Raw genomic sequence first — 14,645 nt, 5'->3', positions numbered from 1 at the left:
GACGCGGTCGATCGCCTCCCGGCTGTAGCATCCAGTTCTACCTTCACCCCCTGGACACATAGACTGCCTGCCGATGGACACACAGGTCGCCGACACGTTGCTGGGCTCGCTGATCGACGGGCGCTACCGCATCCGCGGTCGCGTGGCCCGTGGCGGCATGGCGACCGTGTACACCGCCACCGACGAGCGCCTCGAGCGCACCGTGGCGGTCAAGATCATCCACCCGGCGCAGGGCCCGGAGGTCCAGGGCCGGATGGCGGGCTTCGTCGAGCGCTTCACCGACGAGGCGAAGACGATCGCCCGGCTCACCCACCCCAACGTCGTCGCGGTCTACGACCAGGGCACCCACGGCGGCCGGCCGTACCTGGTGATGGAGTACGTGCGGGGCCGCACCCTGCGCGACGTGCTCGCCGAGCGGCGCCGGCTCAACCCGGACGAGGCGCTCGCGATCACCGAGCAGATGCTCGCCGCGATCGCCGCGGCGCACCGGGCCGGCCTGGTCCACCGCGACGTCAAGCCGGAGAACGTGCTGGTCGCCGAGGCCCCGACCGGCGGTGCGGCCAACCTGGTCGACAGCGTGGTGAAGGTCGCCGACTTCGGGCTCGCCCGGGCGGTCGAGGCGAGCGCCCACGAGGAGCAGGGCAACCAGCTCATGGCCACCGTCGCGTACGTCGCGCCGGAGCTGGTCACCGACGGCCACGCCGACCCGCGTACGGACGTCTACTCGGCCGGCATCGTGCTGTTCGAGATGCTGACCGGCCGGGTGCCGTACGACGGGGACCGGCCGGTCGAGGTGGCCTGGCAGCACGTCGACCGGGACGTGCCGGCGCCCTCGACCCTGGTGCCGGGGCTGCCGAAGTCGCTCGACGACCTGGTCGCCCGGGCCACCCGGCGCGATCCGGGTGCCCGTCCGACCGACGCCGGCGCGCTGCTGGCCGAGGTGCAGGTGGCCCGGGAGGACCTGGGCAACCACAACACGCGTACGGCGGTGCTGCGCCGGGTGGCCGACGAGCCGGCGGTGGCCCAGCCCACCATGGTGGTCGCGGCCGTCCAGCCGGCCGAGCGGCCCGCCTGGGCCCGGCTCCCGGAGGGCAGTTCACGCGCGGGCCGGCGGCGGGCAGGCCCCGAGGGGGACGACGTCTGGTCCCGGCTGGCCGCGCTGCGGACCCGGGTGCTGGGGCACCCGCGGGGCCGGCTGGCCGTCGCCGCCGCCGTCGTGGTGCTCGGCCTGATCGCCGCGACGGGCGGCTGGTGGTTCGGTGTCGGCCGGTACACGGTGGCGCCGCAGCTGGTGAGCCTCAGCAAGGCGGAGGCGCAGGCGCAGGCGGAACGGGCCGGCTTCGTCCTCGCGTACGCCGATCCCCGCCACGACGAGCAGGTGCCGAAGGACGCCGTCCTGGCGCAGGACCCGGTGTCGTCCACCCGGATCGAGAAGGGTGGCACGATCACGCTCACCCTCTCGCTGGGCCCGGAGCGTTTCCCCGTGCCGGACGTGGTCGGCAAGGAGTTCGAGCTGGCCGCGACCGACCTGGCCGACGCGCAGCTGAAGGTGGCCAAGGGAGCCGCCCGCTACGACGACAGCCTGCCGGCCGGCGTGGTGCTGGCGACCGACCCGAAGGCGGGCACCGAGGTCAAGCCGGGCGACAAGGTCACCGTGATCCTGAGCAAGGGGAAGGCCCCGATCTCGGTACCGAACCTGGTCGGCAAGAACCTGAACGAAGCCCGGTCGATCCTGGCCCGGCTCGGGCTCGTGCTCGTCGAGCCGCCGACCGTCAAGGAGTCCGACAAGCCCAAGGACGAGGTCCTCGGGCAGAGCCCGGCCGACGGCACCGGTGTGGAGAAGGGCGCCCAGGTCCGGCTGGAGGTCAGCCAGGGGCCGCCGCTCGTCGTCGTCCCCCGCGTGATCGACCTGCCGTGCCCGCAGGCGCAGCAGGTGCTGCAGAGCCAGGGCTTCCCGGTGACCGTGCAGTTCAACCCGAACGGCATCACCCGGTTCCAGAGCCCGGGCGAGAATTCGCAGGTGCCTCCGGGCACCCCGGTCACCCTCGGGTGTCTGTGACGATGACGGCACCGCACCGGCCGGTCGGCACGCACACGCCGACCTCGGGCGGCCTGGCGAAGGCGGCCCTGCCGTACGTCGACGCGGCCGGCTCGGAGGTCGTCCAGGTCTACGTCTCCAACTCGCGGGGCTGGGCGCTGCCACCCGGTGACCCGGTCCAGGACGCCCTGTTCCGCTCCGGCTGCGCGGAGCGCGGCGTTCCGGTCTTCATCCACGCGTCGCTGCTGGTCAACCTGGGTTCCCCCACCGCCGCGACGGTCGAGCGGTCGGCGTCGACGCTGGCGCACGCGCTGCGCCGGGGCACGGCGATCGGGGCGCGCGGGGTGGTCTTCCACGCCGGCAGTTCGGTGGACGCGGGCCACGCCGAGGCGGCCATGCGGCAGGTCCGCGAGGCGCTGCTCCCGCTGCTGGACGCCGCGGGCGACGCCGGCGGGCCGATGCTGCTGGTCGAGCCGAGCGCGGGCGGCGGGCGGTCGCTCGCCTCCCGGGTGGAGCATCTCGGCCCCTACCTCGACGCGGTGGACGGGCACCCGATGCTGGGTGTCTGCTTCGACACCTGCCACGCGTGGGCGGCGGGGCACGACCTGGCCGCCGAGGGCGGCATGACGGCGACGCTGGACACCCTGGTCGCGACGGTCGGGGCGGACCGGCTGCGGCTGGTGCACGCGAACGACTCGAAGGACCTGTGCGGCTCCACCCGGGACCGGCACGAGAACATCGGCAAGGGCACCATCGGCGAGCCGGCGTTCGCGGAGCTGATGCGCCACCCGGCCACCGCCGGCGTGCCGATCGTGGTGGAGACCCCGACGGAGAAGCACGTGGGCCACGCCGCCGACGTGGCCACCCTCAAGCGCCTCCGCCCCTGACTCCCGCGGGGGTCAGCCGCGGAGGATCCGGGTGAGGACGTCGATGGCGCGGCCGATGGCGGCGTCGTCGACGTCCATGTGGGTGACCAGGCGGGCCGTACGGGGGCCGAGCACCGAGACCAGCAGACCCTCCGCGCGGGCGGCGGTGGCGAGGGCGTGCGCGTCCAGCGGCGCCTTGGTCAGATCCAGCGGGACGAGGTTGGTGCGCACGCCCGTGGCCAGCACCCCGAACGGGGCGACCGCCTCGGCGAGCCGGGCCGCCTTCGCATGGTCCTCGGCGAGCCGCTCGACGTGGTGCGCGAGGGCGAACCGGCCGGCCGCGGCGAGGATGCCTGCCTGCCGCATGCCACCGCCCATCCGCTTGCGGACGAACCGGGCCCGCTCGATCTTGTCGGCGCTGCCCACCACCAGCGAGCCGACCGGCGCGCCGAGGCCCTTGGACAGGCAGACCGACAGGGTGTCGAAGAGCCCGCCGTACGTCGCCAGCGGCACCCCGTCGGCGACGTGCGCGTGCCAGATGCGGGCACCGTCGCAGTGCAGCGCGACCTGCGCGTCGTCGGCGACGCGCCGCAGCTCGCGCAGGGTGTCGAGGGGGATCACCCCGCCGCCGCCCCGGTTGTGGGTCTGCTCGACGGCGATGGCCCGGGTGGGCACCGCCCAGTAGCCGTCGGGCCGGATCATGGCGGCGACCGCGTCGGGGTCGATGTCCGCGCCGACCGCCGGCCACGTCCGGGAGGAGATGCCACCGTACGCGGCGGCGGCGCCGATCTCGTACGTCACCACGTGCGCGTCGGCGTCGCAGAGCAGCTCGTTGCCGGGCGGCACGAGCAGTTGCAGGGCGATCTGGTTGGCCATCGACCCGGTCGGGCAGAACAGCGCCGCCTCGTGCCCGAAGAGCGCGGCGACCTCGGCCTCGAGGGCGTTGACCGTCGGGTCCTCGCCGTACACGTCGTCGCCGACGTCGGCGGTGGCCATGGCCTGCCGCATCCCGGCGGTCGGCCGGGTCACCGTGTCCGAACGGAGATCGATCAGGTCAGCCACGCAGCATCTCCGCCACCAGGAAGGCCAGCTCCAGCGACTGCTGGGTGTTCAGTCGCGGGTCGCAGGCGGTCTCGTACCGGTCGGGCAGGTCGAGGTCCTCGATGCCCTGGGCGCCGCCGAGGCACTCGGTGACGTCCTCGCCGGTCAGTTCGACGTGCAGGCCGCCGGGGTGGGTGTCCAGGCCCCGGTGCACCTCGAAGTAGCCCAGCACCTCGTCGACGATGCGGTCGAAGTGGCGCGTCTTGTAGCCGTTGGACGACTCGTGGGTGTTGCCGTGCATCGGGTCGCACTGCCAGACGACCTTGGCGCCGGCCGCGGTGACCTTGGCGACGATCGGGGGCAGGGCGTCGCGGACCCGGTGGTTGCCCATCCGGCTGATCAGGGTGAGCCGGCCGGGGACGTTGTCCGGGTTGAGCTTCTCGCACAGCTCGATGGCCTCGTCCGGCGTGGTGGTGGGGCCGAGCTTCACGCCGATCGGGTTGGCGATCCGGGAGATGAAGTCGATGTGCCCACCGTCGATCTGCCGGGTGCGCTCGCCGATCCACAGGAAGTGCCCGGACAGGCCGTACGCCCGCCGGTCGGAGACCCGGGTGAGCGCCCGGTCGTACTCCAGGGCGAGCGCCTCGTGGGAGCAGTAGAGGGTGACGGTCCGCAGCGCCTCGTCGTCGGTCATCCCGCAGGCCCGGATGAAGGCCAGCGCCCGATCGATCTCGCGGGCGATCGCCTCGTACCGCTCACCGGCCGGCGAGTTGCGCACGAAGCCCTTGTTCCAGTCGTGCACCGCGTGCAGGTCGGCCAGGCCGCCGGCCAGGTACGCGCGGAGCATGTTCATCGCGGCGGCCGAGTTCGCGTACGCCCGGATCATGCGCTGCGGGTCGGCGACCCGCGCCTCCGGCGTCGCCTCCAGCGAGTTGATCATGTCGCCGCGGTAGGCCGGCAGGCCGCGCGCGTCGGTCGGCAGCGATCGGGGCTTCGTGTACTGGCCCGCGACCCGGGCGACCTTGACCACCGGCAGGGAGGCGCCGTAGGTCAGGACGATCGCCATCTGGAGCAGCGTGCGGGCATTGGCGAGCAGGTGGCTCTCGGTGTTGTCGGCGAAGGTCTCCGCGCAGTCGCCGCCCTGGAGCAGGAACGCCTTGCCCTCGCAGACCAGCGCGAGCTTCTGCCGCAGCTGGTCGACCTCGTAGGGCGCCACGACCGACGGCACGTTCTCCAGCACCTTGCAGACCTCGGTGACCTGGGCCGGATCCGGCCAGGGCGGGGTCTGCGCGCGGGGCAGGTCCCGCCAGCGGTCCAGGCCGAGGGCCGCGTCCTCGGCGGAGTCGACGGTCGGCCGGCTGGTCTGGAGCACGGGGCTGCCGACGGCAGGATGGCTCAGCTGATGCCACTCATGGCGCATGACAGAAAGCGTACGGCGACGGACCGGGCGGCCGGGCGGCGAGGGGGACTGTTCCGGCAGGTGAGAGATCCCTCACCGGTCAGGGGGTGGGGGCGGGGCTGGGCGTGTTGCCGCCGGCCGCCTCGCCCGCGATGCACCAGTCGGCCCCGTCGCGGGTGACCGTGAACAGCAGCGGGCGGGTGAGCTTGCGCGTGCCGGCGGTCACCGACACCGACGTGCTCACCTGGAGGCCCTTCGGGCCGGGGCGGATGTCGGTGATCTGCGCCTGGGGCACCTCGAAGTGGTCGGCGAAGTCACCGTTCGGTCCGGTGGCGGCGGCGTCGAACGCCTCGTGCATCGCCGCGCAGAGCTGGCTGCGCCCGGCGGCCACGTCCTTGGCCGTCATGGCGTCCAGGTACGCCTGCACCCGCTCCCGGGCCTTGGCCGAGGCCTCCTCGGCGGGCGCCCGTCCGGGACGCTCCGCCGGCTCGTCGTCGCCGCCGATCCCGCAGCCGAGCAGGACGGACGGCAGGGCCGCGGCGAGGGCGCCGACCGCCAGCCTCCGGTACGCCGTACGCATGTCACCTCCGAGCGCGCGCGGACATCGAACCCCCGTCGAGCGGCGAGTCTGTCACATCGACCCCGCCGACCGCCCGTCGGCACACGCGGGCGGGGAGGGACCGGTGCGCGGTCCCTCCCCGCCGTGTGGGTGATGCGTCGGCCTGCGGACTAGCCGAGACCGCCCTTGATGGCGCCGATCAGCTCACCGCTGGTGGTGTCACCGGAGAGCTCCCAGAAGAACGCGCCACCGAGGCCCTGGTTCTTCGCGTACGTCATCTTGCCGCCGATGGTGGACGGGGTGTCGTAGCTCCACCAGTTGCTGCCGCACTTGGCGTACGCCGTGCCGCCGACGGTGCCCGTGGCCGGGCAGGTGTTCTTGAGGACCTTGTAGTCCTCGATGCCCTGCTCGTAGGTGCCCGGGGCCGGGCCGGTGGCGGTGCCGCCCGGCGCGGTCTGGGTCACCCCGGTCCAGCCGCGGCCGTAGAAGCCGATGCCGAGCAGCAGCTTGTTGGCCGGGATGCCCTTGCTCTTGAGCTTCTGGATCGCCGCGTCCGACCAGAAGCCCTGCTGCGGGATGCCCGCGTACGAGTGGAGCGGGGAGTGCGGGGCCGTCGGGCCCTGCGGGGCGAAGGCGCCGAAGTAGTCGTACGTCATCGGCATGATCCAGTTGAGGTACGGTGCCGCGCCGGCGTAGTCGGCGGCGTCGATCTTGCCGCCGTTGCTGCCGTCCGCGGTGATCGCCGAGGTGACCAGGGCCGACGAGCCGAACCGCGAGCGCAGCGCGCTCACCACGTTCTTGAACGCGGCCGGGCCGCTGGAGTCGCAGGTGAGGCCGCAGGCGTTCGGGTACTCCCAGTCGACGTCGATGCCGTCGAAGACGTCCGCCCAGCGCGGGTCCTCGACCAGGTTGTAGCAGCTCTGGGCGAAGGCGGCCGGGTTCTGCGCGGCCTGGGTGAAGCCGCCGGACCAGGTCCAGCCACCGAAGGACCAGATCACCTTGAGGTGGGGGTACATCTTCTTGAGCTTGCGCAGCTGGTTGAAGCTGCCGCGCAGCGGCTGGTCCCAGGTGTCGGCGACGCCGTCGACGCTGTCCGCCGCGGTGTACGCCTTCTCGTAGTCGGCGTAGCTGTCACCGATGGTGCAGCGCCCGCCGGTCGTGTTGCCGAAGGCGTACAGGATGTGCGTCAGCTTCGAGGCCGAGCCGCTGGTGTGGATGTTCTTGACGTGGTAGTTGCGGGCGTAGACGCCCCACTGCGCGAAGTAGCCGACGATCTTGCGGTCGCCGCTCGGCGGCGGGGTCGTGGGCGGCGGGGTCGTCGGGGGCGGGGTGGTGGGGGGCGCCGTGGTCGGCGGCGGGGCGGTGGTCGGCGGCGCGGTGGTGGTCGGGGGCGGGGTGCCGCCACCGGCGCAGGGGGCGCCGTTGACGGTGCAGTTCAGCGGGGCCTTGTAGGCGCCGGTGCCGTTGTAGCCCCAGCTGAAGGTGGCGCCCGGGCCGAGCGGGCCGGCCCAGCTCTTCTTGACCGCGACGTAGTGGTCGCCGGTGCGGGTGACGTCGGCGTCCCAGGAGCTGCTGATGCTGGTGCCGGCGGGCAGGTCGAACTCGATGCGCCAGGTGCTCACCGACGCGTCCGAGCCGTTGGTGACCGTCACCCGCGTCTCGTGACCGGTCCCCCAGTCCTGCACCTTGGCGAACGTGGCGGTGACACTGCCGGCCCCGAACGCCGAGGCCATCGGGACCGTCGCGGCCGTCAGCGCGACCACGGCGCCGACCCAGAGGGCCCGGCGGAACGATCTCTTCATGTGGCGTCTCCCCAAACAGTTAGGAAACTTTCCAAAATAATTGCTGAGACGCTACTCACGGCGTCACCACTTCGTCAAGATGTGCATGTATCGATTTCGTGAGGAGCAAAGCAGGGCGCACGACCGGCCGGCACCAGCCGGTTCGATCCGCGTAGCCTCGCCCCCATGACCGTCTTCGACACCCCGATCGACGCCCTCACCGGCAGGCCCGCCGACCTCGCCCGATACCACGGTCGTGCCCTGCTGGTGGTCAACGTCGCGTCCCGCTGCGGCCTCACCCCGCAGTACGCCGGCCTCCAGGCGCTGCACGACGAGTACGCCGACCGGGGCCTCGTCGTGCTCGGCGTGCCGTGCAACCAGTTCGCCGGCCAGGAGCCCGGCAGCGCCACGGAGATCAGCGACTTCTGCCAGGTGAACTACGGCGTCACGTTCCCGCTCACCGAGAAGGTGGACGTGAACGGCCCGCACCGGCACCCGCTCTACGCGGCCCTGGTGGACACTCCCGACGCCGAGGGCCACACCGGTGACGTGCGGTGGAACTTCGAGAAGTTCCTGGTGGCGCCGGACGGCACGGTCGCGGCCCGGTTCGCGCCGACCGTCGAGCCCGGCTCGCCGGAGCTGCGCGCGGCGATCGAGAAGGCCCTGCCCGCAACCGCCTGACCCGCACGGTTGGTCCGGACCGGCGGCCGGGCCCGGGTCGTTGCGGGCTCCCTGTCGAGCTGCCCCGTCCGTGAGGGCAGCTCGACAGCGCGGCACCGGGCCATCGACCGGAACGCCGCGCCGCAGCCCATCGGGACCCCGCCGAACTCCGGAACACGATCAGCGGACGGCAGTACGTTGGGCAGACGGAGCCGGGGCGACGGGGCACGCGGCACGACGGCCGGACGGAGGGTCGGATGGCGACGGTGGGGCTGATCGGCAGTGGACACATCGGGAGCACGGTCGCCCGGCTGGCGGTGACCGCCGGCTACGACACGGTCGACGCCGGGACGCTCGCCGACAGCTGGCGCTACCAGCCGGACACCCCCGCGTACGGCGTGATCTACACGACCGATCCGCAGACCTGGGAACACGAGTCCCCCGCCGACGCGGACACCCTGCGCTCGGCCCTCGCCGCCGCCACCCGCTGACCCGACGCGCGGTACCGCGACTCCCCCGCCTCCGCCGCACGGAGACCCACGGCGTCACCGCGGCGGATCTGGCGTGTCGGAGGTTGCACGGTAGTCCCGTTCACGGGACTCTGGTCACCCGCACTCGTCCACGCGTCCCGGAGGCGACATGCATCCGCTCCGCTCCGCGTCCCGCCGGCTGCTCGCCACCGCCGCCGCACTCCTGCTCGCCGCCGGCGGTCTCGCGACGATCGCCGGCCCCGCGCAGGCCGCCCCGGTCGGCTATGTCCGGCTGGCGCACCTCTCCCCCGACACCCCGGCCGTCGACGTCTACCTCGCCGCTCCGGGCCAGAAGAAACCCCAGGTCTTCCCCGCCGTCGGCTACGGAGTGGTCTCCACCTACCTGCCGCTGCCCGCCGGCCGTTACGCGGTCGCCATGCGCGAGGCGGGCACCCCCGCCGACGAGCCGCCGGTGCTGACCACCGAGGTGGCGGTGAGCGGCGGCGCCGCGTACACGGTCGCCGGGGTCGGTCGACACGCGGACCTCGGGCTGCGGGTGCTCCACGACGACCTGAGCGCCCCCGACCCGGGCCACGCCAAGGTCCGCGTCGTGCAGGCGTCGGTGCGCGCCCCGGTGCTCGACGTCGCGACCGTCGACGGCCCGCGCATCGCCACCGGCGTCCGCTTCGCGACCACCACCGACTACCAGCAGGTCGAGCCGGGGCGCCTGCGGCTGCGGCTGAGCAGTGCCGGTGGTCCGACGACCGACGCCGAGGTGACGCTGACCGGCGGGGCCGTCTACTCGCTGCTCGTGCTGGACGGGAAGCAGGGCGGGCTCACCACCGAGCTGCGGCAGGACGCCGCGGGCGGTGCCGTCGTCGTCCCGACGGGCGGCGTCGACGCCGGCGCCGGCGGCACGGCCGGGCTGCCCGCGTACCCCCTGGTCGTCGGCGGGGTCGCGGCGGCCGCGCTCGCCGCGGGCCTGGTGCTGCTGCGCCGCCGGGGGCGTGGCACCTGGTGACCGGCCGGCCCGACTTCACGATCCGGCGGCACCGCTACCGCCGGGCGCCGGCCGCCGCGCTGGTCGCGGCCGGCGCGGCGCTCTGCCTGTTGGCGGGGACGGGGGTCGGGCTGGCCACCACCACCGCCACCACGTCGCCGCCGCCGGCCGCGGGCTGGCGGCCGGGCTGCACCATCGACTGCCCCGGCCTCACCGCCCGGACCGTGCGGCTACCGCCCCCCACCCGGGTACGCGTGCCGCGCATCGCGGTCGACTCACCGCTGGAGCTGCTGGGGGTGGACGCGGCGGGCGTCCTCGTCCCGCCGGTCGACTTCGCGCGGGCCGGCTGGTACGGCGCCGGCCCGGCGCCCGGTGACCCCGGTCCGGCGGTGATCGCCGGCCACCTGGACTCCCGCGACGGGCCGGCCGTCTTCGCCCGGCTCGGCGAGCTGCGGCGGGGCGACCGGGTGCAGGTGTGGCGCGGCGACCGGGTGGTGTCGTTCCGGGTCACCGGCACGGTGCGGGCGCCCAAGGACCGCTTCCCCACCGCCGCGGTGTACGGCCCGACGCCCGGCCCGGAGCTGCGCCTGGTGACCTGCGGCGGCGACTTCGACCGACGGTCCGGCCACTACCGGGACAACGTGGTGGTGTTCGCCGTCGTCGAGCTGTAGCTAACCTTCCTTGACGAGCCATCAATGCGTAGCTAAGTTTCATCGCAACCGATGGGAGGTCGATCATGGAGCGTAGGAAGTTCCTGGCCGGTGCGGGTGCGATGACCGCGGGCGCGGTCGCGGCGACGGTCCCCGGCACGCCGGGCAACGCCGTGCCGGCCATCCGCCGGGTGGAGACGGGTCTGGACGTGCTCGTCGGCTCCGACTTCGCCGATCTCGCGGGCGAACGGGTCGGTGTCATCTCCAACCCCACCGGCGTGGACTCCGCCTACCGCCACCTGGTCGACCTGATGCACGCGTCCGGTGCGGTCCGGCTGGCCGCGGCGTTCGGGCCCGAGCACGGGTTCCGCGGCTCGGCGCAGGCCGGCGGCAGCGAGGGCACCGGCGTCGACGCCCGCACCGGGATCACCGTCTACGACGCGTACGGCGCCTCGCAGGCCAAGTGGGAGAGCATGTTCGCCCAGGCCGGTGTGGACACCGTCGTCTTCGACATCCAGGACGTGGGCGCCCGGTTCTACACGTACATCTGGACGATGTACACGTCGATGCTGGCCGCCGCCCGGGTGGGCAAGCGGTACGTGGTGCTGGACCGGCCGAACCCGATCGGTGGCCGGGCGTACGGGCCGATGATGACGCCCGCCTACACCTCCGGCGTGGGCCTGAAGGAGATCGTCCAGCAGCACGGGATGACGGTGGGCGAGCTGGCCCGGTTCTTCAACGCGGAGTTCCTGCCCGCCGCCGCCGGCCGGTCGGTCGAGCTGCACGTCGTCGGGTGTCGACACTGGAAGCGCGACAAGCTCGCCGCCGACACCGACCTGCCCTGGGTGATGCCCAGTCCGAACATGCCCACATCGGACACCGCGCTGGTCTACCCCGGCACCGGCCTGTTCGAGGGCGTCGCGTCCATCACCGAGGGCCGGGGCACCTGCCGGCCGTTCGAGCTGATCGGCGGCCTGGCCGAGGACTTCGACTACCACTGGTCCGACCGGCTCAACGCCCGCGAGCTGCCGGGTGTCGAGTTCCGCGAGGCGTACTTCACCCCGACCGCGGCCGGGCAGAAGCCGGCGCTGCTGAACAAGCTCTGTGCCGGGGTCGAGGTGAAGGTCGTCGACCGGGCGTCGTACGACCCGATCCGCACGGCCGTCGCGATGCTGGTGGAGGCGCGGAAGTACCCGGCGTTCGCCTGGCGGCGCGACTCCTGGGACGCCGCGCGACCGTACTGGGTGGACAAGCTGACCGGTTCGCCGCGGCTGCGCACCATGGTGGACGCCGGCGCCGAGGTGGACGACGTGGTCGGCGCGTGGGCCGACGAGCTGGCGGAGTTCGACCGGCGCCGGACGCCGTACCTGCTCTACTGACCAGTCGATCAGCCGCGGGCGCGAACCGATCCAGCCGGATAACTGGACCGGCGGCGGGCCTCAGTCGGCCTGGGCGGCGATTTCGCGGGCGCGGTCGCGGGCGGCCTCCAGCGCGGCCAGCAGCGCCGCACGGACACCGTGCTTCTCCAGCTCGCGGACGGCGGAGATGGTGGTGCCGGCGGGCGAGGTGACCGCCTCGCGCAGCTTGACCGGGTGCTCGCCGGAGTCGCGCAGCATGACCGCCGACCCGATCGCGGTCTGCACGATCAGCTCGTGCGCCACCTGCCGGGGCAGGCCGAGCAGGATGCCCGCGTCGATCATCGCCTCGACCAGCAGGTAGAAGTACGCCGGGCCGGAGCCGGACAGCGCGGTCACCGCGTCCTGCTGCGACTCCGGCACCCGGAGCGTGGCGCCGAGGGGCTTGAACATCTCCTCGGCCAGCGCCAGGTGCGTGCCGGTGGCGTGCGCCCCGGCGGAGATGGCCGTCATCGCCTCGTCGACCAGCGCCGGGGTGTTGGTCATCACCCGCACCACCGGGGTGCCCTCCGGCAGCCGGCGGCTGAAGAAGGTGGTCGGCAGACCCGCGCAGAGCGAGATGACCAGCTTGTCGGCCGGCACCTTGGGCCCGATCTCCTCCAGCAGCACGCCGGCGTCCTGCGGCTTGACCGAGATCGCGAGCACCTCGGCCTCGCCCACCGCCGTCAGGTTGTCGACCACGCGGACGCCGTAGCGGGCGGAGATCTCCTCCGCCCGGACCGGCCGCCGGGCGGTGGCCAGCAGGCGGTCCACCGGCCAGCCCGAGCGCAACAGCCCGGAGAGCATCAGCTCGCCGATCTTGCCGGCCCCGATGACCGCCACCGTGTGCACCGAACCCGCCATCGGGCCGTACCCCTCTCGCCGTGAAGCCGGCGCGCGGCGGACCGGGAGGCCCGCCGCGACGCCGTGGGATCGATCAGCTGCCGAAGAAGACCTCGGCCTCGGCGTACCGCTCCAGCGGCACGGTCTTCAGCTCCCGGGTGGCCTCGGCCAGCGGGACGCGGACGATGTCCGTGCTCTGCATGGCGACCATCTTGCCCCAGTCGCCCTCGTGCGCCGCGTCGATGGCCTGCAGGCCGAGCCGGGTGGCGAGCACCCGGTCGAACGCGGTCGGTGTGCCGCCGCGCTGGATGTGGCCGAGCACGACCGTGCGGGCCTCCTTGCCGGTCTTGGCCTCCAACTGCTCGGCCAGCCACTGACCGATGCCGCCGAGGCGGACGTGGCCGAAGGCGTCCAGCTCCTGGGTGTGCAGGACCATCTGGCCCTCGAGCGGGTGGGCGCCCTCGGCGACCACGACGATCGGGGCGTACTGGTGCTGGAAGCGCTTCTCCACGTACCCGGCGACCTGGTCGACGTCGAACTGCCGCTCCGGCAGCAGGATCACGTTGGCGCCGCCGGCGAGGCCGGCGTGCAGGGCGATCCAGCCGGCGTGCCGGCCCATCACCTCGACGACCAGGGTGCGGTGGTGGCTCTCGGCGGTGGTGTGCAGCCGGTCGATCGCCTCCATCGCGATGTTGACCGCGGTGTCGAAGCCGAAGGTGTAGTCGGTGGCCCCGAGGTCGTTGTCGATGGTCTTCGGCACGCCGATGACGTTGACGCCCAGCTCGTGCAGCTTGGTGGCCACACCGAGGGTGTCCTCGCCGCCGATCGCGATGAGCGCGTCCACGCCCTGCGCGGCGAGGTTCTCCCTGATCCGCTCGACCCCGTTCTCGATCTTGAACGGGTTGGTGCGGGACGAGCCCAGGATGGTGCCGCCGCGCGGCAGGATGCCGCGGACCTCCGCGATGCCCAGCGGACGGGACAGGCCCTCCAGCGGGCCCTTCCAGCCGTCCCGGAAACCCACGAACTCGTGACCGTAGTTGGTGACGCCCTTGCGGACCACCGCCCGGATCACCGCGTTGAGACCTGGGCAGTCGCCGCCGCCGGTGAGCACGCCGATACGCATGATCTGCTCATCCTCCTGGAGCATTGGGTGAAGCCCGGTAAGCCCCAGGATAGGTGTCAGAACAGACCATCGGCGCCGTTGCCGGCCCGGGGCGGGCCGTCAGTGCGCACTGTAGTCCGCGCCGGTGTACGCCGACACCGCGACCTGGTTACCGCCCAGTAGCTGACCTGGGACTCTCCGGTCGCCCGGTCAGCGCCGGCCGGGTCCGGTCATCGCCCGCCACCGCAGCAGGTTGTGCCGCGCGTCGACCAGGGCGTCGTGCCGGGCCGCCTCGGCCTCCGGCAGCGGCGGGCGGCCCCGGTCGTCCCAGAGCTGCCGCAGCTCCTTGGTGAACCGGGGGATCTCCCGGGGCAGCGCCGGCATCGCCCCCCACAGCTGGGCCAGGGCCACGTGGTCGTACGCCGCGTACCAGGCCCACAGCTCCAACTGCTCGCCAGGCCGGTCCCGGACCGGTTCGAGGAGGAAGTCCAGCAGGTCGTCGCGGATCCGCTCCCGCGACCGCCAGGCCCGGTCGGCCGGCGACGGCAACTTGTCGAGCACGTTGCGGCGCACCCACGGTACGGCCCGGGAGTCGTCGAACTCGGTGGAGACGGCGTAGAACTCGCGGCCGTGCTCGTCGACGACGCCGATCGACACCAGGTCGATGATGCGGCCGTCCTCGACGAACTCGCAGTCGTAAAAGTAGCGGTAGACCATCACGGCCATCCTCGCGTACGCCCCCACCGCCGCGCCGCGCGGGTGCCGGCGACCCGGCCGCCCGCACGTCCGCGCAGGTCACGGCAGGGATGAGAGAAGGGGTCGAGTACGCCTTGAACGTCACG

14 protein-coding genes are annotated in these 14,645 nt (G+C 73.2%); 7 read left to right on the top strand and 7 right to left on the bottom strand.

The features are described 5' to 3' along the window. The first annotated feature begins 73 nt into the window (after positions 1 to 73). Entirely contained in the window at positions 74 to 2,059 is a 1,986-nt protein-coding gene (pknB, locus tag ACTMS0_RS07490; protein WP_441154364.1) for a Stk1 family PASTA domain-containing Ser/Thr kinase, read from the top strand. Between the two features lie 2 nt (positions 2,060 to 2,061). Beyond that, positions 2,062 to 2,925 (top strand): deoxyribonuclease IV, encoded by an 864-nt coding sequence (locus ACTMS0_RS07485; RefSeq protein WP_441154363.1) that lies wholly within the window; start codon positions 2,062 to 2,064, stop codon positions 2,923 to 2,925. 12 nt (positions 2,926 to 2,937) lie between these two features. On the opposite strand, the gene ACTMS0_RS07480 is transcribed toward ACTMS0_RS07485, so the two are convergent. From ACTMS0_RS07480 to ACTMS0_RS07465, 4 genes are all read right to left on the bottom strand, one after another. Further along, complete coding sequence (locus tag ACTMS0_RS07480; protein ID WP_441154362.1) at positions 2,938 to 3,966, bottom strand: threonine aldolase family protein; 1,029 nt, start codon at positions 3,964 to 3,966, stop codon at positions 2,938 to 2,940. Further along, the gene (locus ACTMS0_RS07475) at positions 3,959 to 5,365 is read right to left on the bottom strand and encodes a class II 3-deoxy-7-phosphoheptulonate synthase (protein ID WP_441154361.1); all 1,407 of its coding nucleotides are present in this window, start codon (positions 5,363 to 5,365) and stop codon (positions 3,959 to 3,961) included. Before ACTMS0_RS07475 ends, ACTMS0_RS07480 begins: the two co-directional genes overlap by 8 nt. Before the next feature lie 79 nt (positions 5,366 to 5,444). Further along, complete coding sequence (locus ACTMS0_RS07470) at positions 5,445 to 5,924, bottom strand: hypothetical protein (RefSeq protein ID WP_441154360.1); 480 nt, start codon at positions 5,922 to 5,924, stop codon at positions 5,445 to 5,447. 149 nt (positions 5,925 to 6,073) lie between these two features. Then, entirely contained in the window at positions 6,074 to 7,705 is a 1,632-nt protein-coding gene (locus tag ACTMS0_RS07465) for a glycosyl hydrolase family 18 protein (protein ID WP_441154359.1), read from the bottom strand. 165 nt (positions 7,706 to 7,870) lie between these two features. Between ACTMS0_RS07465 and ACTMS0_RS07460 the strand changes: the two genes are divergently transcribed. From ACTMS0_RS07460 to ACTMS0_RS07440, 5 genes are all read left to right on the top strand, one after another. Continuing rightward, positions 7,871 to 8,365: a glutathione peroxidase gene (locus ACTMS0_RS07460; protein ID WP_441154358.1), complete on the top strand. Its 495-nt coding sequence runs from the start codon at positions 7,871 to 7,873 to the stop codon at positions 8,363 to 8,365. A gap of 236 nt (positions 8,366 to 8,601) precedes the next feature. Further along, positions 8,602 to 8,835: a hypothetical protein gene (locus ACTMS0_RS07455; protein ID WP_441154357.1), complete on the top strand. Its 234-nt coding sequence runs from the start codon at positions 8,602 to 8,604 to the stop codon at positions 8,833 to 8,835. A gap of 148 nt (positions 8,836 to 8,983) precedes the next feature. Further along, positions 8,984 to 9,835 carry a DUF4397 domain-containing protein gene (locus tag ACTMS0_RS07450; protein WP_441154356.1) on the top strand — a complete coding sequence of 284 codons (852 nt, stop codon included), beginning with the start codon at positions 8,984 to 8,986 and terminating at the stop codon, positions 9,833 to 9,835. After that, a complete protein-coding gene (locus tag ACTMS0_RS07445) occupies positions 9,832 to 10,485 on the top strand; it encodes a class F sortase (RefSeq protein ID WP_441154355.1) in 654 nt (217 codons plus the stop codon). The genes ACTMS0_RS07450 and ACTMS0_RS07445 overlap by 4 nt, the downstream gene beginning before the upstream one ends. A gap of 65 nt (positions 10,486 to 10,550) precedes the next feature. After that, positions 10,551 to 11,843 (top strand): exo-beta-N-acetylmuramidase NamZ family protein, encoded by a 1,293-nt coding sequence (locus ACTMS0_RS07440; protein WP_441154354.1) that lies wholly within the window; start codon positions 10,551 to 10,553, stop codon positions 11,841 to 11,843. Between the two features lie 60 nt (positions 11,844 to 11,903). On the opposite strand, the gene proC is transcribed toward ACTMS0_RS07440, so the two are convergent. The 3 genes from proC to ACTMS0_RS07425 all read right to left on the bottom strand — a co-directional run bounded on the left by proC (position 11,904) and on the right by ACTMS0_RS07425 (position 14,520). Further along, the gene (gene proC / locus ACTMS0_RS07435) at positions 11,904 to 12,722 is read right to left on the bottom strand and encodes a pyrroline-5-carboxylate reductase (protein ID WP_441154353.1); all 819 of its coding nucleotides are present in this window, start codon (positions 12,720 to 12,722) and stop codon (positions 11,904 to 11,906) included. A 73-nt stretch (positions 12,723 to 12,795) separates the two neighbouring features. Beyond that, positions 12,796 to 13,824, bottom strand: coding sequence for a 6-phosphofructokinase (locus tag ACTMS0_RS07430; RefSeq protein WP_441154352.1), 1,029 nt, complete (start codon positions 13,822 to 13,824; stop codon positions 12,796 to 12,798). Between the two features lie 189 nt (positions 13,825 to 14,013). Next, positions 14,014 to 14,520, bottom strand: a complete 507-nt coding sequence (locus ACTMS0_RS07425; protein ID WP_441154351.1) for a polyadenylate-specific 3'-exoribonuclease AS — start codon at positions 14,518 to 14,520, stop codon at positions 14,014 to 14,016. Positions 14,521 to 14,645: the final 125 nt, after the last annotated feature.

Origin of the sequence: Micromonospora sp. H33, assembly GCF_052068455.1 — a bacterium.
Lineage (GTDB): Bacteria > Actinomycetota > Actinomycetes > Mycobacteriales > Micromonosporaceae > Micromonospora.
Note: the sequence above shows the minus strand (reverse complement) of the source record. Positions and strands in the feature narration are given on the sequence as shown.